Below are 22,283 nucleotides of genomic sequence, written 5' to 3'. Positions count from 1 at the left end.
GGGTAATCTTAATATCAGGTAGTTTTGTCAGTCAGGTTTTCTATGGAAGGAGCGCAGCAATCGCTTCAAAACCAAAGCCAGCGTGTTCTCGCCGCCATTGTGGTGACTGACGCCGTGGGGTTTAGCGCCCAGATGTCCGCTGACGAAGAGCGGGCATTGGCAATTATCAATCGGGATCTTAAGCAAATTGCCGGACTGTGTAAGGTGTTTAAGGGCCAGGTACTGAAATCAACTGGCGATGGCCTATTGATGTGTTTTTTCAGTGCCGCCCAGGCGGTTGCCTGCGCGCTGAATATTCAAAAAAAGCTCCGTGGTGACAGCAAACGGGATAGTTTTGACCATCGTATTGGTATTCATCTCGGGGATGTCTACATCAATGCATCAGACGTCATGGGAAATGGCGTCAACATTGCCGCTAGGCTAGAAAGCTTTGCCTCCCCTGGTGAAATCTGTGTCTCCCAGGTAGTTTACGATGTGGTCAAAAGCCGCCTGGAACTCGATGCCAAATTCCTAGGCCCGCTAAATCTAAAAAATATTCAAGAACCGGTCCCAGCCTATCAGCTCAGGCCTGCCATTGAGCTAGACATCGCCGATATGGAGATGACCCGTCCCTTCTTTGCAGAAGGGTACGAAGGCTATGTCTTTGATAATCCGCTGGAGCAAGCCTTACAAACTCTCGGTGATCATGCTGATCACCTACGTATCAAAAAGCTCATCTTCGGTACCTGTCAAAATCTTTGGGAAAATGATACGACTGTTCTAGATCAGTTTTCGCTGCACCATTTAATTGAGTCATTGATACAGCGTAATCCATCGATCGAACAGTGTCGCGCCAGTCTTTATCGCATTGTTGCCACCCTCAACCACAAAGAAGTTTACTCCGATGTGGCCGAGGTAATTTTGCAATCGATTACTCCACTTTATGTAGAACGGGTAGCTAATCCACACTCTGCCCAGCCCCAGGAGCAAAAAGAAGTTATAGAAGACATTGCCGATGAGGCAAAAGACCGCTATCAGCGAGTCGCTGACGAACTAGACCATGATGCTCAAATTATTCGCGTCAAAAAAGTACTTTACTGTCTTTGTCATAAAGTTTGGGAAACAGATATTCAAAAAATTGAACAGGCCGATACGGCCATTCTGGTCAAACAGCTTTATCAGCTTACCCCCAGTCCAAATGATTTAAAATTTCGACTACGGCACCTCCTACACCACTTAAATCGCAAAGCTAAATACACCAAAATTGTAAATACTATTTTTAAGGCGTTTCATCCCCTATATAGTACCCGGACTGAGTTAATTCCCATGTCCACACCGGGGTTGTCCAATGCCAACGATACCGACAGTCCGGAAACCTGTTTTGGGGATCTGCCCGTCGGTATCCACCCGGAAAATACTGTTGCCTTCTCCGCTAAGTCGTTGGAAGGCCCAGCTATGGGTGATATCGCCAGAGTTAAAGATCGAGCCGACCTGTTTGAGCTCAGACTCGATATCATCAAATATTGCAATCCGCTCCGCGCCAAAATTCTGTTGCATTCCACCCTATACAGTCCATTTACCGGTAGCTCCCAGGAGTGGTCACTGCTACGGAGCAAAACCTTAGAAGACTTTTTAAGGGAAGTCTTTAACTACTGTACATCTTTCCAAGATCTAGAAAGCAAACTATCGATTATTGTTCATTGCCTAGAAGACAGTGACGATAACGAGCCAGTAGTCACCGCCATTTTAAAGGCAATTAGACCTTACTATCCGGAGATTAACCAGGTAACCGCTCAGACAAATAGCAACAACCTGGCCACCGTTCCTGCTACCACATCTGCGAGACCCGCCTCCTATGGATAATATTGAATTATTAGAGCGCTATAACAGTGGTCAAAAAGATTTTAGCGGTATGTGCTTAGCCGGTCTCCAGCTAGCCAAAACCGATCTGATTGGGACCAACTTTTCCAAAGCCGATTTAGAGCGCACAGATTTGATGTTCTCCTACCTGAGCCGGGTAAATCTGGAGCAGGCCAATCTCAGCCATGCCAACCTGAGTGGTGTCAATCTCAACCAGGCGAATCTGATTTACACCAACCTGAGCGACGCTAACCTCCATGGAGCCAGTCTGCAAGGGGCAGATTTGCGAGGAGCCGACCTCACCCTAGCCGATTTATTTGATGTGAATTTGGCCGATGCGGACCTGCGTAATGCCGACCTGAGCGGTGCCAATCTGACCGGTGCCTGTCTGCGCGGTGCCAATCTGCGGCAAGAATTGCGCAGTGAGCAAACCATTTTGCGCGGTGCCCACCTGCGTCAGGTAGACTTGCGAGGGGCCAATCTCAAAGGAGCCGATTTGGCCAATGTAGATCTGAGTGGGGCCAACCTGAGCGAAGCATTTCTCAAAGAGGCAGACTTGCGCAATGCAGACCTCAGTAGCGCAAACCTCAAGGGGGCTTCCCTTGCTGATGCCCAGCTAGAGGGGGCCAATCTGCGCTATGCCAACCTTACCCGCACCCGTGCTCAGCGGGCTAACCTATCGGGCTGTGACTTTACAGGAGCCGATCTAAAGGGCGTTAATCTCACAGATACTAAACTGTGCGGGGCACAGCTTTTTCAAATTATCATGACCGATGCCCGACTGCTACGGGCTGACCTTAGCCGTGCCAACCTCAGCGGCGCCGACCTCACCCAGGCCGACCTCACCAACGCCTATCTAGGCCGTACAAACCTAGGTGGAGCCAACCTCATGGCAGCCATTCTGTTCAAAGCCGAACTCAGCAGCGCCAATTTAGTCGATGCCAGGCTAACTGGCACGACCATGCCCGATGGCAAAGTACATGGTTAAAACAAGACTCACTTTTTAGGATTGTGCACACGTTTGGTCAGCACGGCTCCAGAGCCAATGAAGCCCATGGCTAACAGCGCGCCTAGAGAACCAGGCTCAGGTACGCTAGCTGATGTTATATCGCCATCATGGAGAGTAGCTAGTGCAAAGTCACTGACAATTTTATAAGCCGCTGTGGTGGGATGAGTATCATCCCAAAAGAGAAACTCATCTGGATTGTTACAGACGTCGTCAAACTGGAATCCTGGCTGAAAGTTAATTAAGCAGGAGTCAGTCACATTGGCCAACCCAAATGCACCTGGATCTGCCAGGATGTCGGCAAACAGGGTGCCGACATCCAAAGTGGTGATGCTGGTATCGGGACGGCTTTGGGCAAAGACATCTAGCTTGACTGACAACAGTTCATTATGGGCAAATGTGAGCTGATTAAGCACCGAGGGAATATCCAGCGGGCTCTGGGCATCGAAAAAATCAGCAAAGGGGGCTTCTCCCGTAGCGGGCAAGTTAACAACTAAAAACTCTTTGGCGCCCAAGTCGTCTAATTGGGTAAGCCCGTCAATAATGTTGTCGGTCACAAAGTTGGGTAACTGAGCTAGCGACAACCCTCCTAGAGAGGCTGGATTAGAAAACGCTTCGTTATAGTCATTAGCTCCGATCCAGATCACATTAAGGGCGCTTGGGTCCACAGGAAACGCTGTAGAGAGGGCGGCAAACGCATCGATTTGATCTTGAAAACCTGGAAAGAAATCGGCTACAAGAGGAAAATCGTCATCTAGGATGTGGGTATCTGAAGAGAGTGCGCCGGCAAAGGCAAAGTTAATACCTTCGGTGGGCGGAGGTGTACCCGTCGGGTTGATGACAAACTCTGTGGCTAGCGTCGGTGTCAGCCCCAATGTCTGACCAATATTGTCAATCCAGATGGGACCGTTAGAGTTTTTTTGAGCGTAGGGGGGAGGAGGCAAGGGCGGCAGACCGAAAGGAGAGAGAATTGCATCGGTGAGGTTAAAGAGATTACCCGAGTCGGCGAGACTATCTCCAAAGACGTTTAAGCCCGTAAATGAAGCGGCTCTTGCTTCAAGCGGAATCAGACAAGATGAGATGGCTACGCCTGCAGCAAACAGTTTCTTCTTCATGCCATTGACTGTGCTCAACACAGCTTTAAAACAAAGTGCCTAAGGACGCAGATTTTTTAGCTCTAGTATCAAGATTTTCTGCTCTGACCTATCCCCAGTTATAGGCGGGCAACGTTTTTTACTCAAGATGGTTCGGAGCTTTTTTCATAAAGCTTTTATAAATTTTAGGCGACAGGCATGAATTTCAGGTGCTGAAACCGGGTGGGTCAGGTTGATGCTGCCATTGAGCGTTTGACCTTACTGATCCATCCTTGGCTGAGAGCAAGTACCTCGGCATAGGAAAGATCTGAATCTAAAACAAGGTCAAACACAAACGGCTGGAATCGCTGAGGAAACCATTGATGCAGCTTGCGCCCCAGGGTTAGTCGTAGGAAGAATTCAACGATGAGGGTTGTAGAACGCGGGAACGAATAGTCTGATAAATCTTTAAGGGCATGGGCTTCAGGAACACGCTGCTGGGAAAATTGAGGTAGGACCTGGGACCAATCGTCCTGGTACTGGTCCAGCAGCTGATTGATCAGCTGGATATCTTCGAGGGATGAGTTGCAGCCCTGACCAATGGAGGGGGAAACAGCATGGGCGGCATCGCCGACGAGTAGGATATGCTCACCGTGGTGGAAGCGATCGCACTTTACCGTCACCAAGCGAGCCACCGGACGCTGCAGTAGTTCCTCGGCTTCAGTATCGCTCATCAGCTGACGAAAGACTGGCAGCTTTTCATTGAAATAGGCCAGGATTTCTTCTTTGGTAGTAAACGCATCCAGGGGGTTGTTCTCGGCGTTAAAGATAAATGCACCGTGGAGCTGATTGTTGGGCTGAGGAGCCAGAACAATCCGGCTATTGCGACCAAAGTTAGAGGTGTGGATGCGGTCGGGGGCTAGATCAATGTCTGAACTAGTTCTGGCCAGGTAAATAGACTTGTAGGCATCAGGGACGTAGGTTTGTTCGCAGGCGAGACTGTAATGCTCACCCAGCTGTTGTCTAACTTGGGAGCGGGCTCCGTCGGCACCAATGAGGCGATCGTAGCTGATGGTAAACGGGCGACCCGTGGCGTTAAGAAAACTAGCGGTCTGCTGGTCGGCATCCAGCTGCTGACAGACACAGTTAAAGTAGATTTTGAGGACGCTGTTGGGATAGGTGGCGGTTAGCTGTTCGAGCAGGGCTACGACTAAGCGGCTACGGTCAATGGTGAGTACCGGATTTTGGCGTTGAATATCGCGGGTTTTGGTTTTGCTATGGATGACGGTGCCGTAACAAACCATGGCATCCTTGGCGATGGCTTCTTCTAAGCCAGGAATACCCTGTAGCGCTTTACGACCTCGCTTTTGCAGCGAGATGGGGAATGAGCGCCGCTCGTTTGGATCGACTTTGCGTGGATCGGGGCGGCGGTCATAAATTTCGATATGGTAGCGCTGGCGACGCAGTAGGTAATGGGCAAGGAGAAGGCCAGCGGGGCCTGCACCAATGATCACAATTTTTTGTAAGGGGGTATTCATAAGGCATTAGAGATATACGCGTTATTAGGGTATCGCGCTAGTCAGTAAAGTACGCACCTATGGAAATAGCCCCAGACGGATCCACAACTGTCTGGCTGTCACTTGAGGAGGACTATTCATCTCTAACGATGCAATAGTAACCTGCCCTATAGCGGTTAGACCAACGATGCTACCAGAACTGTCATTGACCTGAAAATGGTCACTCCATTGATCTTTTCTAGGTTAAAGACGACTTCAGGGGCCTGGCAATATTCACAGCGATGATTGGCACGTTCTGAGATCGCAACATAATATCGATTCATGCGCCCGCAGACTTTGTCAATGTTGCCGCTCGCGCGGTTGCTGCAAGTAATTCTGCTTCAACGAGAGCATCTAATTCGATTTGTTGTACTGGTGGCAAGGCCTGTCCACTATCTCGGGCCAATCGCCACAGGTTCATAAGTTCTGATAGCCGCTTTTGTTGATCGGCACTAAACAAAGAATCAGGTCGACAGCTTTGGATGACCAGTAATGCGCTAAATCCAGTTTCGCCCAGCTGGGCGGTTAATGCGTCGAGAGCTTGTCCTGCTGTAGCCCCTACTGAGGATTTGTCACCAGCTATAGCACGATAGGAAGTGCTTCCAGTGATATCAGCGATGGGTAGAATGGCTACTGTGGTCATGGTATAAGCTTTGAGTTGCCTAGTTTTGATTATAGCGTGGTGGTTTTTCGCAAAGTTTTTGCAATGCATTAAAAGCTTTTAAGGTACGTAGTATTAACTACTTGCCAGGGAACCCTGTGGCAAGTTTTAACGTTTGAAAATTTCTATACTCAGAGTAGACCGATGCCCCTACTTTTACAGCTAGAGCATAACGCCTGTGAATAGCTATAAATTTCTACGTCTAACTGAATATGCCGCTGCGGCAGCTAGTGTCGTTGGTGCGATCGCAACCATATCAACTCAGCAAGTCGCCTATGCAGCAGTTCCCCTAGCCTTCAGTGTTAGCCTGAATTTAATCAGCCGTCACCAGCAAGAAAAACTTTTAGAGCAGCGTTTTAGCCAAACCCAAAAAGAGGTTGATCAGCAGCTGCAGCAGGTTCAGCGACGGCTACAAAAGCTAGACCTCTCAATTGCCGATGTAATTTCATCTGCCCAGGCAAATAGTCAATCCCTTTCTGAGCAAACTACACAGCAGATTCAAGCGTTCTCTAATGAGATTAGCTCACTACAAAATCGCTTGGCTGAGCAAACCCAAGAACTCGCCAACGATACCCAATCGCTACAAGAGCGTTTGGATCAACAAGGGGCTACCAGTCAAACGGGTATTGACCAGGTTACAGAAGAGTTACGGCAGCTACAAGCATCAGTTACAGAGGCGATTTCATCAGCACAAGAGCGTCAGTCTCTAGCTGAACAAGCTATACAGCAGATTCAATCACTCTCCAGCGAGATTGGCTCACTGCAAGAGCGCCTGGAGCAACAAAGTACCACTAGCCAGGCTGGCATCGACCAAGTTACTGAGCGTTTTCGGGAATTACAAGTATCGGTCACTGACCTCACAGTTCGTTCTGAAAGCATTCTGGATCAGGTTACGAATAACCTTACAGAAACTCGTGAACAAATCACTCGTGAACAGCGAACCAATCTTGAGTTAGCAACTCAGAGTCTAAGCAGTAACATTACTCAGCTACAGAATGAGCTAGATGGGCTCAAGCTAGATGTGGATGAGTTTAGGGCTCGGCTTGAAACTATTATTTCACCGCCTAAAGCAGATTTTCCACACAATATTATTCCAAACTTACCGACGGCGGATGGGTGCGATCGCGAAATTGTCCTAGGCATTGATTTTGGCACTGGTTTCACTAAAGTCTGTTTTTGGGATGTAGGTAGTGACCAAGCTGAAATCGTCACATTCGCCGCATATACGGCAGAAGAATCGACATTAGAGCAAGCCTTAATTCCCACTAAGCTCGCCATTTTGAGTGATGATACTCTGCTTACGGGACTGACTATGAGCGAATGGGAAAACAGCACTCATGTCGTTAAACGATCAGTGGACTTCATCAAAATGCGTCTGGCTGACTTAGACATGCCGACTACTGACTCCTGGCGTCTTGAGCAAGTACCCGAGTTAAATGAACCTGACACGGTTGAGAGCATCTGTGCCTATTATCTGAGTCAGGTGATCACAAGAGCCCAAGCTTGGATTGAAGAAAACCGTCCCGATCTTTTTGCAAACCAGACTATTCACTGGAGCGTGAATATTGGTGTTCCTGCCGCATATTGTGACTCACCAGCCCTAGAACGGTTTCATCGAGTTCTCTCATTAGCCTGGGTCTTCAATCACAGCTCCTTAGGGGCCGTGGAGCTTACACTACCAAAGCTTCAACAACTCAGTACCCACATTCGAGATTGGATGGATACAAATGTTAACCCAGACTCCCTAGATTGTATTACTACTCCAGAAATTTCTGCAGCAGCTTGGTCTTTCTTAAGTTCACCCGCTGCTCGGGATGGTTTTTACACCCTGTTTGATATTGGGGATGGGACACTCGATGGCTCTGCATTCCGATTTTGGCGAGATGGCGGCACCCGGCATGTGGATATTTATAAAGCTGAGGTACAGCCTCTTGGTGTCACGGCACTAACAAAACAGGCCGCAGATGAACTTCACAGGTCAATTGAATCTGTTCGCCACAGTCTAAACGGCCCCCATGATCCAGAACTGCAGCAGCAAATTCAAAAGAGCGACAGTAGAAAGAATGTACAAAAACTTGTTGCTAGTATTGTGGTAGGCGGCAATGAAAAGCATCAAGATGCACGACATATTCTTACCGAGGATGACATTGGTAAGAATCTAAGCGTGTTGATCGGTGGTGGTGGCAGTAACACTTCGTTTTTCCAGGATACAATCGAGTCTACTCATGGTGACTTTAGACATGAGAGTATGGGTATTCCTCCCTATCAACTTAAAAAGATTCCTGTGCCGGATAAGTTAGCGACTAACGGACTTGAGCCCAAAGAGTTTGGTCGATTTACGGTCGCCTATGGGCTCTGTATACTTCCTTATGAAGAGACAGAACTTATTCGCCTACCTAGTCAGGTGGAAAAGGATGAAGCACCTATACGAGTAAAATATTTTCGCCGCGAAAGTTATGAAAACACGCGAGATATGACGTAAAAGCCAACCCAAAAGCCCATGTCATCAAAAAGTAGCTGGAATCCAGAAATACCTGGACAAGACGTACGATTAAAATCTAATCCTGGCAAACGGGGGCGAACGACTGGACGAACAAGGCAGCTAGGCACACGCACCCTGGTAGAGATCGAGTTTGGTCCTGCCGAAAAAATATACAGACCTAAAAATCTGCTTGAACTCTGTGGTGACGATGAAAGTATTGAAGGACTAATGCGGCAGGGTCGCTTTGGTGGACCGGATGATCTGCGACGTATTCTTACCTTCGAAAAAGTCAAAGGTCAGCTGACCAATGTGTTTTATAGTATGGAGTCTAGCCAAACAGACTTCTATCCCCATCAGTTTAAGCCGGTTCTCAAGTTCCTTAACTCTCCGGTTGGGCGTCTTTTGATCGCTGACGAGGTGGGTCTAGGCAAAACCATTGAGGCTATGTATATCTGGAAAGAACTCCAGACCCGAGAAGATGCCAGGCGCTTGTTAATTGTGTGCCCAGCGATGCTACGCCAAAAATGGCAGGATGACCTGAGACAGCGGTTTAATATTTTTGCAGATATTGTTGATGCCAAAGAGCTGCTGCGCCGAGTCAGGCTGTGTCTTGAACACCAGCAGCCTCAAGCATTTGTCTGCATTTCAAGTCTGGAAGGACTGCGCCCTGGATCTAACTGGGAAGGCATTAATACCACTAATGCTCGGGCCGAGCTAGCACGCTTGCTAGATGCTAACCCCAGCAGTGAGTCCCTGAGTCTTTTTGATCTTGCCATTATTGATGAAGCCCACTATCTGCGTAATGCAACAACGGCGAGTAACCGAGTAGGACAGCTGATTCGTGATGCTGCCAAACACCTGATTCTGCTTACTGCAACACCAATTCAAACAGATAGCTCCAATCTATATCAGATACTGCGCATCATTAGTCCCGACGATTTTTTTAATGCCGATATTTTTAACAATATGCTGGAAGCAAACGAACCGGTCGTCCATGCATTGCGCCATTTGTGGGCAAGCCCGCCAGAGCCTGCCAAAGCTCGCGAGGCTTTACAACGGACGTCAACCTCTGGTTACTTTGCGGATAATCCTTTACTCGAACAAATCCTGCAAAGTTTGTCAAATCTGAACCAAGTTGATGAAAATGAGCGGATTGAGCTTGGCTACAAACTTGAGAAGGTTTCTCTACTCGGGCAATACATTACCCGTAGCCGCAAACGCGACGTCTTGAGCAACCGAGTTAAGCGTGACCCGCAAACGCTTGAGGTCAAGTTTTCACCTTTAGAGCAAGAGATCTATGATCGCGTTAGTGACTATATCCGTGAACAGAGTAAAGGTAAAAAAGGTGCGCCGCTCTTTCAGCTCATCTCCAAACAGCGTCAAATGGCCAGTTGTATGGTAGCTGCGCTGGAAGCTTGGCAGAATGATGCTTCCTTTAGTGCTCTAGTTGATGAGGCCCTTTGGGAAGATTTTGGCAAAATACCGGAGCAAAGTAGTACTAGTACATTATCTGTTGCTACACCTTCAGCCCTGAAGAAAGTCAACATTCGAGAGTTAGAGGCCTGTGACAGCAAATATTTGAAGCTGCAAGGCTTTCTCAAAGAACAGCTCAAGGAAAAGCCTAGTGAAAAATTTGTTATTTTTGCCTACTTTCGAGGGACATTAAAGTATTTGCAACGTCGTTTAGAAGCCGCTAATATCTCTAACTGTCTGATTATGGGAGACATGGGAGACGATAAGTGGACGACGGTTGAACAGTTTCGCCAAGATGATGGCCCTTCAGTACTGTTATCTTCTGAGGTAGGTAGCGAGGGCATTGACCTGCAGCACTGTCGGTTTTTGGTTAATTATGACCTACCCTGGAACCCAATGCGGGTAGAGCAGCGGATTGGTCGTTTAGATCGATTAGGGCAACCCGCAGAGCGTATTTCAATTATCAACTTTAGCTTGGTTGATACGATTGAGGAACGAATTCTCGAACGACTTTATGAGCGTATTCAGGTATTTGAAGAGAGCATTGGTGATATTGAAAGTATTTTAGGTCAGGCCACTGAGAAGCTATTGGTCAATCTTTTCTCGGCAGACTTGTCTCCTGAAGAAAAAAAAGAGCAGGCAATTCAGACAGAAAATGCAATTATCAATAAACGCCTGATCCAAAATGAGTTAGAAAATGAAGCTGTCAATATGTTGGCTTTTTCAGATCACATTTTGGACTCTATTAATAAGAGTCGAGATCAGGGGCGATGGCTGCAGCCTGACGAATTGTTGGCCTTTGTAGAAGATTGTTTTTCTCGCTACTATCCTGGCACAGTAATTGAGCCCAAGCCCAATGAACTCCAGCTCTATAACATTACATTGTCAGAACAGGCCAAGGTTGATCTGCAATTTTTTATAGGCAAAAATCGCTGCGCTACACCGACACAGTTACATAAATCAGGTAGACCCGTGAGCTGCTTTTTTGACCCTAAAATTTCGGGCAGTATGGGTAAGCGTAATGAGCTTTTAGATCCCACCCATCCGCTGATCCTATGGATTCGTGAACGGTATACAACCTCGGAGCAGACTCTACACCCAGTTTCTGCCATCAAAACACAGGCAAACGAGATTAATCTACTGCCAGGGCTTTATGTCTATTCGGTGCACCGCTGGACATTTTCAGGCATTAAAACAGAAAGTCAGATCGCTTACAAAATCACTCGTATCGACGATGGCCATGTCCTATCTGATCAAGACTCTGAGGCCATACTGTCTACGCTAATGAAACAGGGACAGACCAAGCCAAATGCACAAAATTTCATTGAGGATATTGACGATGTGCTTGCTCATCAACAGATCTGTAATGAGTATATTGATAAAGCATTTAACCAAGCGCTTGAGGATTTTTATATCGATAACGAGAATCGCTGCAATATTCAAGAAAAGAGTGCGCGTGCCTTTGCAGAACGCAAACAGCGCGAATTAGAATCTCGTTTAGACCGTTTTCGCCAGACAGGTAAAACCCAAATTATTCCAGCAACAGAGGGACAGCTTAGAAAGGTTAAGCGAGAACTTGAGGTTCAGCTAAAAAATATTCAAGAGAAACGTGATGACCTGACGTGTGAGCCGAAACAACTGGCCACTGGTGTTATCTTTGTCGAAGAAAAAATCGGTTAGTAGGGTACTCCATGCTCTCAGCTATTGCAGCTGTAGTTCTATAAAGGCGTCAACAAACTTCAATGGCAAAATCTAAAGGACGTGCTGGACGAAATATTCGCTTACTAGCCCTTACCAGACGGTTTAAGGCCATCTATTCCTTCATAGGGGCAGGCATCATCCTTTATCTACCGTTTCCGTTCGCTACTTTTTCCGAAGCGATTCGGCAACCCCTCACAAATTCAAATCCTGAAATAGCCAACTCACCTGCTCTTCCACCTATTATCTATGTTGCTGCCGTTGTATTTTCCATGTATCTGGTGGCCAATGGCATTTTTCTATGGAAACGTGCCAATCATGCAGACCAAGGTGCTAAAGGTGAAGAAGACATTGCTCGTGAAATCTCTTCCCTTGCAGATAGTGGTTGGCAGGTTGAGTACGGTAAACGCTTAGGCAAAGGCATCGGCGATATCGACATTGTTTACATGTCTCCCAATGGCAAAGCCTACGTGATCGACGTCAAATCTCATAAAGGGACTGTTACAACAGACGGTAAGAAGTTGTATCGACGCATAGGGAAAACGCAATATCCGTTTGAAAAAGATTTTCTGGCTCAGGTGACGAGACAGGCGCTGCAGGTGAAGAAGAAAACAGGTGTGGATTTTGTGACGCCGATTGTGGCGTTTTCGAATGCTAGGGTTGCGATAGCGCCAGCGCTGACTAGTCAGTTCGCATCCAATAAAGTCAAACACGTCTACGTTATTGATAAGGCTCGACTAGCTGGGCTATTGCGATCGCTAGGATAAGCCCTAAAAAGGCGTGCGCTGTTCACCGCTCAACCGTTTTAACCATTCTTCCATATCTGCAAAGATCAGGGATTTCAAACCGGTAGGTCGGGTTGAATCCGTGAAACCCGGCTTGCCGATATCTCCATTTTTACCCATACCACCCATTTTTTGGATGAGATCGCAATTAATCCATTAACGGTGACGGTGTTGGGTTTCGCGGGCTCAACGCCAACCTACGGTTATCGGCGGCGGGAGAGGCGATATTTTTTGAGGTGCTCTGTCCATTCTGAGGAAAAAAGGGTGGACAGATGCAATATCGGCGGTTTCGGCGGGAGGGAGGAACGTATTTTTTTACGGTGGTGGCTTACAATCGGCAACAATTATTTGATACACCGGAAATGGTAGAGCTGCTGCGAGATTCTTTCCGTATGGTAAAACAACGTCATCCATTTGTTATCAATGCCATGGTGGTTCTGCCGGATCATCTTCATTGTTTATGGACGCTACCACAGGGAGATGATAATTTTTCCAGCCGCTGGCGTTTGATTAAAAGTGAGTTTAGCCGGAATTGTCCTACAAAATATAAACAACCATGCTCGTTAGCTCGTTTTAGGAAACAAGAACAAGCAATCTGGCAACGCCGCTTTTGGGAACATCTCATCCGTGATGAAAACGATTTTGCTCGTCACGTTGAGTATATTCATTACAACCCGGTCAAACATGGCCTTGCAGAGAAGCCTGAGGATTGGCCATATTCCAGCATCCGGCTCTTTAAGACACGTTGATTTTTGGGACCAATAGAAAATGTCATAACGTAGGTCGGGTTGAATTCATGAAACCCGACTTGCCGATATCCCCCAATATCAATATGGGGATTGCGATCGCGATAACAACATTGATAATCGCTGTCGGGGCATTGGGTTTCACGAGCTCAACGCCAGCCAACCGCCAACCGATGGCTTCTGGTAATGTAGCCAGATATCCGCTTGACTCTGCAATCTACCCCTGATAGCCTACAAAATAAGCGACTGACACCAGTTGCTTTTCGCACCCAAAAAAATTAGCCGCGCGAGATGGAAGTGCGTCAACACAACCACCCCGCTGACCCCTCGACTGACATGCCCAGTCGGTGAGCTGTGAGCATTTTACAGCCACCCTGAGTTTAGTTGCAGGGTGGCTAACTTTTTTGGGGGCTTTCCTCCCGTCGTATCGCGGTTAACCCCGCCAAGGAAAACGCCCCTATGACCTTCCAAGACCCGACACCTCCAGTGTCACCCGCTTTACCTGCCAACTTTTCCACCCAGCCAGACCCCGGCGACACCGTTCGCCATATCCTGCTCGGTCACCCCAGCACCCTTCGCCAAACTATCCACCTGCTCCACAACCTCCGCTATGTCGAAACCAGCCAGTGGAGCCCCCTGATCGAAATACCCGATAATCAGCTGATTTTAAGACCAGAGCCCGATGACGTGATTAGCATGCTCGTCCGACGATTATAGGAATTTGCCGGGCTTCGACTTCGCTCAGCCCTCAGTTATCCAGCATGCTACAAGCGGAGTCTCGGATTGCTGTGCTCAGCCATAGGCTGGGCACTAGCCGGGTGGGTAGAATTCAGAGTCTGATGTGGGTGAGCGGAGCCGAACCCACCATGCAACAACGTATAAAAACAAGGAATCACAAATAGCGTCAGCACCGTCGCCAGCGACAGTCCCCAAAAAATCACCACACCCAACGGCTGCAAAAACTCCGATCCCTCGCCCAGACCTAGCGCCAACGGCAGCATCCCCAACACCGTTGTCACCGTCGTCATCAGAATGGGCCGTAGTCTCTGGGGAGCAGCCCTTAGCATCGCCTCCATGCGACTACACTCTTCGGTCACATAAATCTGGTTCGCCAGCTCCACCAAAATAATCGCATTGTTCACCACAATACCCACCAGCAGCACGGCTCCAACAACAACCGTCGCCCCAATGGCTGTGTCCGTCACATACAGACCCAAAATTCCACCCGCCAACGCCAGCGGCACCGTTAACATAATCACCAGCGGATCAATCAGCGAGTTATACTGCACCGCCATCACCGTAAACACCAGGAATACCGCCAGACCACCCAGCAGCCCTAACCCCTGCTGGATCGCTTCATTGCTCTGGGCGCTAAAGCTCGGCAGCCGCACCACACCCTCCGGCAGCGTCACCGTTGCCATCACCCGATCAACCTCATCTAGCGCCTCACCCAGACTGGCATCTTCCGACAAACGGCCCTCAATAATAAACACCTGCCGCTGATCGATCCGCTGAATCTCTCCTGGCGAACGCCCGTTCTCAATACTGGTAACATCCCCTAGCCTTACTCGCTGGTCACCATTGAGCAGCGGTAGCTGAGTCAGCTGAGCCGGACTTTGCACTAGACTATCGGGCGTTTGCACCCGCACATCCACCAGCCGATCACCTCGCTGCAGCTGTGTGGGCACCGCCCCCGACAGAATTGTCTCCACCGTGCGACCAATCGCTTCTGCCGAGATGCCCACATCCGCTGCCCGTTCCCAGTCGGGTCGAATCTGAATTTCTGGCTGGGGTGGGTCCGCATCGGGCAGATAGCTGGCCAGGGTGGCCTGTTCATCTAGAGCATCCAGCACCTGCGCGCCTGCTTGTTCTAATAGAGCAATGTCGCTACTCTGCAAAATAACATCCACATCGCTACGCACCGGAGAATTGCTCAAAATCAAACCCCGCACCGAGCCGGGAGAGATCCGCATCCGGGTTTTAACCAGATTTAACTGTCTCAGCTCCTGGTTCATGCGGTCCGTAAAGGCTTCTACGTCGGTTCCCGGCTTGAGAGTGAGGGTGCTGGAGCCGCGCAGGGCATTGTCGATACTGATGTTGCCAAAGAGAAACCCGCCAGAGGTGCTAAATACATAGTCAGTTTCTGGCTGGGCCAGTAATATCTCATCAACAGCGGTCATTACCTGACGGTTTTCCTCCAGGGTGGTGCCTGGGGGCAGACTAACCCAGACTCTGGCCTGACCGTTACTGATACTGGGTAAAATCTCTTGCGGGATTTGTTGTACCATGAACCAGCTGCCACCACCAAAGATCAGCATAGCCGCAGCGATAACAATCACTCGCCGCTGTAATATCCAGCTTAAAGTTCTCCCATAGTCACGGGTAAGTTTCTGCAGTCCTCGACTAAATCGCTGAATTGGCCAGAAGCGGCCTACACCGCTAGATGTTTTGACAGCTAGCAATCGTGCGGCCAGGGTGGGAACCACCGTTAAAGCCACGACCATTGATGCGGCTACCGCCAAACTAATAGTGACGACAAGTTCGCTAAACAACAGCGAGATAAACCCACCCATTAGCAGAAACGGCAGTACGGCCACCAGGTTCGTACTGGTGGATGCCACGAGCGCCGATTCTAATTCTTGACTGCTGGCTTCTGCCTGACGCACCACCGGTCGTGAACTGCGGGCCACGCCTTCGGTAATGTTCTCTAGCATGACGATGGCGTTATCGACCACGATACCGACACCCAGCGCCAGTCCCCCCAGACTAAACACATTCAGCGACAGTCCCAACAGCCCCGATAGCAGCAGTGTGACCAGCGTAGCCAAAGGAATGGCTAAGACAATGATGAATGTCTGCCGCAACGAGCCGAGAAACAACAGCACGGCAACAGCGGCAAGTCCAGTCCCTGTGAGACCAGCGGCAGCTACATTACGAATAGAATTTTGAATAAAGATAGACTCGTCCAGGGTAACATTGAGTACCAGATCGTCAGGCACCAGACCCGATGCTTTGAGCTGCTCTAGCCGCTCTTTAACACCGTCTACGACAGCAATAGTATTGGCAGTTGGCTGCTTTTGGACGCTAACTTTTACGGCAGGCTGACCGTTGAGGCTAACAAAAATTCGCTGTTCTTCAGCGCCATCTACCACATCAGCAAAGTCTCGCAAATATACTTGCTGATCGCCCACTTCAAAGATAAGATTGCGAATCTCGTCGGCATTTTCAAACTGTCCGGCTACCCGCGTCAGCGGCTCGCTGTTTTTGCCTTTAATGCGACCACCAGCGGTGTCCTGATTACGTTCATCTAGGGCATCTAACACATCGGTAATGCCTAACCCCAGCGCCTGCAGTCGATTGGGGTCTAGATTAACCTGAATCTCTTCCTGGACACCCCCGGATACATCGACGCTGGCTACGCCTTTAACGGTGTTTAGCTCCCGCGCCAGGTCTTCATCGGCGAATACTCGTAGATCAATGCCTTGAAGGGTTTCTGAGGTGAGGGCAATCTCATACACCGGCAGCTGGGACGGGTCAAATTTAAATAGGCGAGGTTGTTCAATGCTGTCGGGCAATCGGTTACGGGCACGGTTAAGTGTGGCGTTGGCGTCATTCAGGGCCTGATCAATATCTCCCCCCGGTTCAAAATAGAGATCTACACTGACTCGCCCCTCTCGGGTCTGAGAGACGACCTGGACTACGCCTTCTGTGGCTGCAAGCGCCTGCTCTAGGGGGCGAGTGACTTCATCAACAGCGACTTCAGGGGAGACTCCTGGGGCATCGGCCCGCACACCAATACGAGGATAGGTGATAGAAGGCAGCAGGTCCACTGGCAGCTGCGAGGTGAAAAATAGACCTAAAACAATGACGGCCACCGAGAGCATTAGGGTGGCAATGTGGCGACGAATGGCCAGGGTGCTGAGGCTAGTTTTCATTGGTTTTCTGCCTCGGATAGAATGCTCAGTCGCACGGCCTGTCCTGTTTTGAGCGGTCGATCGCTCTGGACGACAAAGGATTCATTGGCGCTGAGCCCAGAGAGAATCTCGACCTGGCCTTTTTGGGTCTCGCCGGTTGTGACTGACCGGGCGATTACTTTGGGTGGCTCAATGTCAGGCTCAACGACAAAAATGGTATCGTCTGCGTTGCCAGTGGCTAAGGCGCTGGTGGGGACGACGACCTGCTGTTCCTCAGCGGGGGTAAAGCTGACTCGGGCGAGTAAACCACTGCCGATGCGACGGTCTGGGTTGTTCATGGTGACTTCGATGGTGACCAGCCGAGATACGGTGTCGGCAACGGGAGAAATGCGGGTGATTCGACCTGCGATCGCACCCACCTCACCAAACGCATCCAGTCGAATCTGCGCCGGCTGTCCTACACTCAGCTGGCCAAAATCTAGCTCAGACACCTGGACCTCAACAGTGAGCACGCTAAGATCGCCCAGCTCCAGCAGCGTTGCCCCCGGTTGCGCATAGTCCCCCGGATCCACTAGCCGGTTAAGCACCGTGGCCGACTGCGGTGCGCTCAACGCCACCCACCGCAGCTGTTCCTGGGCTTCTGCCACCACCGCCTGCTGGGCCTCTACCCGACCGGCAGCGGCGGTAATCGTCTGCTGCCGCGCCTGCACCTGAGCCTGGGCCGAGTTTAAGGTTTGTTCTGCATTGACCAGCGCCAGTTCAGCGGCCTCAGCCGCCTGTTGCGCAATGGCCCCTTGGTTGGCCAGCTGTCGCAGCCGGTCCGCATCGACCTTGGCCTGGTCTCGTGTAGCCCTGGCCTGGGCAACCGCCGCCTCGGCATCCACAATGGATACCTGACTTTCAGCAATTTCTGAGTGTCTGACCGACAGCTCCGCCTGGGCTTCATTCACCCGAGCACTTAACAATCCACCGTCGATGCGAGCCAAAGTGTCACCTGCCTGGACCGGGTCGCCCACATCTACATTGACAGCGACGACTTCACCCGCTGTCTGCGCCCGTAAGGCGATCTGCTGCTGAGGACGTGTGGTGCCAGTGTACTCTAGGGCGGCGGTGAGTGTGCCCCGCTGAGCACGGGCGGTTTCCACAGCAACTGGCTGGTTGTCGTCAGGACGACCTGGTCTGCCCTCCTGAGCTTCGCTGGGGTCGAAAAAACCACAGCTAGGCAGCAGCAACAACAGTCCCAGCCCCGTAGTCGCTCTAATACTGTGTCGAAGCTTACTGTACCGAAATCTAGCCATGGTGACTTTAGGTAACTCCTGTCTGCTCCGTCTATGGTAGATAGCTATGGAACGGTGCTTTGTATCCGCAGCCGCTTTTATCCTGACACAGTTACCATAGGGATGCCGAGGCATATTGTGAGCCCATGTGTTTTTCTGCCACCGCTAGTTTTACGGCTACGGCCTTGTTGCTGCCGACCGGTCTCTATGCTTGCAAACTGTCTGTGGATTGCGATCGCAAGTTCATGGGATTTAGCTAGGCAGTGACAGCATGATCCTTACTAAATTCTTCTGTCACATCAGAATTCTCTTCAGTCTCCATATCCTCATCACTAACCCCGTAGAGCTGGGCGAGGCGATCCTGCATGTCTTGTAACCAGCTGGTAGTTTCACTACGGATGATGCCCTCGCAGCCGTCCACCAACCGTTTAAACTTGTTGGGATTTTTACGTTCTTTCTCTGATAAGGAATACCACCAGGCCCGAATGTCATAGAGGTTGTCAGCCGCTTGGTTATAGCCCACTAAACTAGCCTCAATTCGCTTGACTTCAAGATAGTTGGTACACCCTGCCACGAGCGCGGTGGTTACAGCTACCCAGCTTCTAGTCGGCTCAAAAGCGGCTAACAATGTGCCCACAGCGCCAAACACATAAATGCTAGCTTGAAAGAACTGTAGGCGCTGCGCTAATCGCTTTGCTTGCGTTCGGTACCATTCAAACTGAGTTTCAAGACGATATTGAAGGTATTGCGTAGGCTGTGTCAAATCAGAATACTTATTGTCTTGGGGGCTTGATTGAACTTCAAACTCAAAGAGGAACCTCCAGCATCGGTTAATCAGGATGGACAGCCCTTTTAATATACCGTTGGCCAGACGAAGAACAACTCCCATTCGGGGTTGAGCTGAGCGGGTGTTTTCCTGAACAGAGATTTCCCCAGTAGGCTGCGAGAGATGATGCTCTTGAAAGGGCAATACTTCATTTTCATAGGGAGCTAAGGCCCCATGGTGTACAGGGCTGCCTTTTAGACTCGCACTAATCTGTTGAATCCGGGCTGAAAGAACGACGCCACGATTGTCTCCATTATAGGGTTTGACCTGGGTGCGGTAATAGTAGATTTCTGTTTTTAGGGATTCGGCACTGCCCCGTAACAGTACCCAGTTTTGTCCCCGGTCAAACCGGGCTGAAAAGGCAACCAGAGCTGTAATGGCGATGGGTAAAATCAGTAGGATACGATCAATCAGCGTATTCCAACTCTGAGCAAAATTATAGGTTTCGACCACAGCCAGCAGCACAACCAGAATACCTAAGATGGCTAACACAGTTCTCAAAAAGAGAAATCTCTGCTGATGGCGAGAGGCGTTTTTACTGTAGGATTGCTGACGCTGCCAGGCGGCTTTGAGCAGTTCATGGTTAGCAGATGCGGTGGGGGCCGAAGACACATTGGAGGGCAAAGCCATAGTCAACCAGGGAAGATGTTTACGGTAGAAATAGAACCTGTTATTTCTACATCAATTAAACCTGATGCGTTTACGTAAACTTGTAGCATAAACCTACTATGGACCTGTATGGACCTGTTTAGTCAGCCATCTTAACTGGCTAGCTTTTCTGACCACACTGCTGATTAGCCGGCACAGCTTCCATTATCTTTTTCGGAGTAGACAGGTTTAAGTTATCCATCAACACCATAAACTCCTCGCGTGTTCGTCCGGTAAAACGGGGATTGAATCGCTTTTCTTCGCCAATGGTGGAAACTGTCTGTCCCTTATAGTCATGGCCCGGATACACGAGCGTCTCATCGGGCAATGAAAATAGCCGCTGAGTTACCCGGTCATACAGAACACCCGCGTTACCCCCCTGAAAATCGGTGCGGCCACAGCCTCGAATAAATACGGCATCCCCTGTGAGCAGATGGGTGCCGTTAACCAGATACGCCATGTGGCTATCCGTATGACCGTTGGTCTCGATGCCCTGGATGGAGGTATTGCCCAGCCGTAGTACTTCTCGGTGGTTGACAGCACGGCTTGCACACACTATTTGCGCCCCAGCGGGTACAATCCCGGCACAGCCGGTGATCTCGCGTAATTTTCCGGTAGCTGTAATATGGTCTGCGTGGATGTGAGTTTCTAAGCAGAACTTGAGGTTTAGGTTTAGCTCGCCTAGCAGGGTAAAGTCCCGCTCCAGCTGTTCTAAGACGGGATCAACTAGAGCGGCTTCACGGCTGATAGTATCGCCAATTAAGTAGGTATAGGTGCTACTAGTCTGGTCAAATAGCTGACGAAATATCATGGCGATGCATCTTAAGGGTAGCGAGCTACAGGATAGCGTTTACGCTGATAATACGACTCGACCCACCGGTCGCGCTACACAAACTAGCACCTGTCCATCTTTGCGATCGCTATCCGACAGCCCCCCTGGTTCGTCATCGTAATCCACCTGACCTTCTAGCAGCTGGTGTTTACACACACCGCAGCTGCCCATGCGGCAGCCGCTGGTTAGTTCAATCCCAGCCTGCTCAGCCACATCCAGGAGACAGTCTTCATCATCACAGCTGACTTCTTTCTGGGAGTTGGCAAATACGACGACGGGTGCGATCGCAGATGCCTGGGTATCTGGCACACCACCAACAGGCTGGGCATTTGGTTGGGGTCGGGAATTATTATTGGACGAGGACTTTCGAGGGGCTTTAGGAGCACCAAAACTCTCCTCAAAATAATTTTCCATGGGAAAGCCCATCTCCTCAAATAAGGCTTTGGTACTACCCATAAATCCCTGGGGACCGCACACAAAGGTGGTGAACTGCTCGTAGTCAGGCACAATCGCTTTTAATAAAGTCTCTCCTAAGCGACCGCGATACCCGGTCCAGGCAGCCCCTGTCGTCGGTCGCGTCAGCGTCCAAGCTAATTGAAGATTAGGATTTTGACTGGCCAGTAATTCTAGTCGTTGACGACAAATAATATCCTCAGGGGTGCGGGCACTGTGGATAAAAACAATCTTAGCGGGGGAGCCGATATCACATAGCCACTGGGCCATGGACATCATGGGGGTGATGCCGCTCCCCGCTGACACCAGTAAGTAATTATCCGCCGGATGGTCAATACAGTTAAAGTGACCAAACGGCCCTTGAATGTCCAAGGTCTGACCCACCGTGAGATGGTCGTGCAGCCAGTTGGAGACTAAACCAGGGGGCATCCCTGCTTGGGCTGGGGGCACCCGTTTGACCGTAATTTCTAGCATATGGGGCCGGGAGGGAGTCGATGAAATCGAATAGGAACGATTGACCGGCTGCCCATCAATGTTTAGTTTGAGGGTGACAAACTGGCCGGGTTTGTAGTCAAACAAACTGGCCGGTTCAGCTCGAAAGCGAAATGTCTTGACATCAGCTGTTTCCTGAATAATCTGGACACACCGCACTGTCCGATTATCGACAGCAGCCTGAGCAGCTGCGGCTGCAGCTGGCCGTTCAATGGCTTCCACCAGTAAGGCAAACTCTCCTAAACGGATAACATCATCGGTGGCGAGGGCATAGGGTTGGGTGACGGCGACTGTTTCGTTATTGAGCCGGGAGCCATCGGTGCTGCCCAGGTCCGAGAAATAGCACTGCTGTCCTTGAAAAAGGATACGCCCATGGACCCGGCTGACGGTGGGACCATCTAAAACCAGATCACAGCTGGGATGACGCCCGATCAGACAGTCTAGAGTGCGATTTTGCGGCTGTAAACAGCTTTCAAAAAAATCGTTGGTCGATTGGTTAATGACTTTAAGTTTTAACATGAC

General features: G+C 49.8%; 15 protein-coding genes. 7 read left to right on the top strand and 8 right to left on the bottom strand.

All coding sequences use genetic code 11. The features are described 5' to 3' along the window. The first annotated feature begins 42 nt into the window (after nt 1–42). On the top strand, nt 43–1,842 hold the full coding sequence (locus tag IQ260_RS03795; RefSeq protein WP_193991001.1) for an adenylate/guanylate cyclase domain-containing protein: 1,800 nt from the start codon (nt 43–45) through the stop codon (nt 1,840–1,842). Continuing rightward, nucleotides 1,835–2,827, top strand: coding sequence for a pentapeptide repeat-containing protein (locus IQ260_RS03790; protein WP_193990999.1), 993 nt, complete (start codon nt 1,835–1,837; stop codon nt 2,825–2,827). Before IQ260_RS03795 ends, IQ260_RS03790 begins: the two co-directional genes overlap by 8 nt. Nucleotides 2,828–2,835: 8 nt before the next feature. Here the strand turns inward: IQ260_RS03790 and IQ260_RS03785 are convergent, their stop codons facing one another. The 3 genes from IQ260_RS03785 to IQ260_RS03775 all read right to left on the bottom strand — a co-directional run bounded on the left by IQ260_RS03785 (nt 2,836) and on the right by IQ260_RS03775 (nt 6,117). Next, nucleotides 2,836–3,981, bottom strand: a complete 1,146-nt coding sequence (locus tag IQ260_RS03785) for an SGNH/GDSL hydrolase family protein (RefSeq protein WP_193990997.1) — start codon at nt 3,979–3,981, stop codon at nt 2,836–2,838. A 185-nt stretch (nt 3,982–4,166) separates the two neighbouring features. Next, a complete protein-coding gene (locus IQ260_RS03780) occupies nt 4,167–5,456 on the bottom strand; it encodes an FAD-dependent oxidoreductase (RefSeq protein WP_193990995.1) in 1,290 nt (429 codons plus the stop codon). A gap of 298 nt (nt 5,457–5,754) precedes the next feature. Beyond that, nucleotides 5,755–6,117 (bottom strand): hypothetical protein, encoded by a 363-nt coding sequence (locus IQ260_RS03775; protein WP_193990993.1) that lies wholly within the window; start codon nt 6,115–6,117, stop codon nt 5,755–5,757. Nucleotides 6,118–6,313: 196 nt separating this feature from the next. Here IQ260_RS03775 and IQ260_RS03770 point away from each other — a divergent pair, with 196 nt between their 5' ends. From IQ260_RS03770 to IQ260_RS03750, 5 genes are all read left to right on the top strand, one after another. Then, on the top strand, nt 6,314–8,617 hold the full coding sequence (locus tag IQ260_RS03770; RefSeq protein ID WP_193990991.1) for a hypothetical protein: 2,304 nt from the start codon (nt 6,314–6,316) through the stop codon (nt 8,615–8,617). An 18-nt stretch (nt 8,618–8,635) separates the two neighbouring features. Next, a complete protein-coding gene (locus IQ260_RS03765) occupies nt 8,636–11,770 on the top strand; it encodes an SNF2-related protein (protein ID WP_193990989.1) in 3,135 nt (1,044 codons plus the stop codon). 62 nt (nt 11,771–11,832) lie between these two features. After that, on the top strand, nt 11,833–12,555 hold the full coding sequence (locus tag IQ260_RS03760; protein ID WP_193990987.1) for a nuclease-related domain-containing protein: 723 nt from the start codon (nt 11,833–11,835) through the stop codon (nt 12,553–12,555). A 290-nt stretch (nt 12,556–12,845) separates the two neighbouring features. Then, on the top strand, nt 12,846–13,322 hold the full coding sequence (locus IQ260_RS03755) for an REP-associated tyrosine transposase (protein ID WP_193990985.1): 477 nt from the start codon (nt 12,846–12,848) through the stop codon (nt 13,320–13,322). A gap of 456 nt (nt 13,323–13,778) precedes the next feature. After that, the gene (locus IQ260_RS03750; protein WP_193990983.1) at nt 13,779–14,036 is read left to right on the top strand and encodes a hypothetical protein; all 258 of its coding nucleotides are present in this window, start codon (nt 13,779–13,781) and stop codon (nt 14,034–14,036) included. A gap of 47 nt (nt 14,037–14,083) precedes the next feature. Here the strand turns inward: IQ260_RS03750 and IQ260_RS03745 are convergent, their stop codons facing one another. The 5 genes from IQ260_RS03745 to IQ260_RS03725 all read right to left on the bottom strand — a co-directional run bounded on the left by IQ260_RS03745 (nt 14,084) and on the right by IQ260_RS03725 (nt 22,280). Then, nucleotides 14,084–17,254 (bottom strand): efflux RND transporter permease subunit, encoded by a 3,171-nt coding sequence (locus tag IQ260_RS03745; RefSeq protein ID WP_193990981.1) that lies wholly within the window; start codon nt 17,252–17,254, stop codon nt 14,084–14,086. Further along, complete coding sequence (locus tag IQ260_RS03740; protein WP_193990979.1) at nt 17,251–18,531, bottom strand: efflux RND transporter periplasmic adaptor subunit; 1,281 nt, start codon at nt 18,529–18,531, stop codon at nt 17,251–17,253. The genes IQ260_RS03745 and IQ260_RS03740 overlap by 4 nt, the downstream gene beginning before the upstream one ends. Before the next feature lie 235 nt (nt 18,532–18,766). Continuing rightward, nucleotides 18,767–19,966 (bottom strand): DUF4231 domain-containing protein, encoded by a 1,200-nt coding sequence (locus tag IQ260_RS03735; protein WP_193990977.1) that lies wholly within the window; start codon nt 19,964–19,966, stop codon nt 18,767–18,769. A gap of 139 nt (nt 19,967–20,105) precedes the next feature. Continuing rightward, nucleotides 20,106–20,795: an MBL fold metallo-hydrolase gene (locus IQ260_RS03730; RefSeq protein WP_193990975.1), complete on the bottom strand. Its 690-nt coding sequence runs from the start codon at nt 20,793–20,795 to the stop codon at nt 20,106–20,108. Between the two features lie 39 nt (nt 20,796–20,834). Then, nucleotides 20,835–22,280 carry an FAD-binding oxidoreductase gene (locus tag IQ260_RS03725; RefSeq protein ID WP_193990973.1) on the bottom strand — a complete coding sequence of 482 codons (1,446 nt, stop codon included), beginning with the start codon at nt 22,278–22,280 and terminating at the stop codon, nt 20,835–20,837. Nucleotides 22,281–22,283 lie beyond the last annotated feature (3 nt).

It is taken from the genome of Leptolyngbya cf. ectocarpi LEGE 11479 (assembly GCF_015207065.1).
Taxonomy (GTDB): Bacteria; Cyanobacteriota; Cyanobacteriia; order Phormidesmidales; family Phormidesmidaceae; genus Leptothoe; species Leptothoe ectocarpi.
Note: the sequence above shows the minus strand (reverse complement) of the source record. Positions and strands in the feature narration are given on the sequence as shown.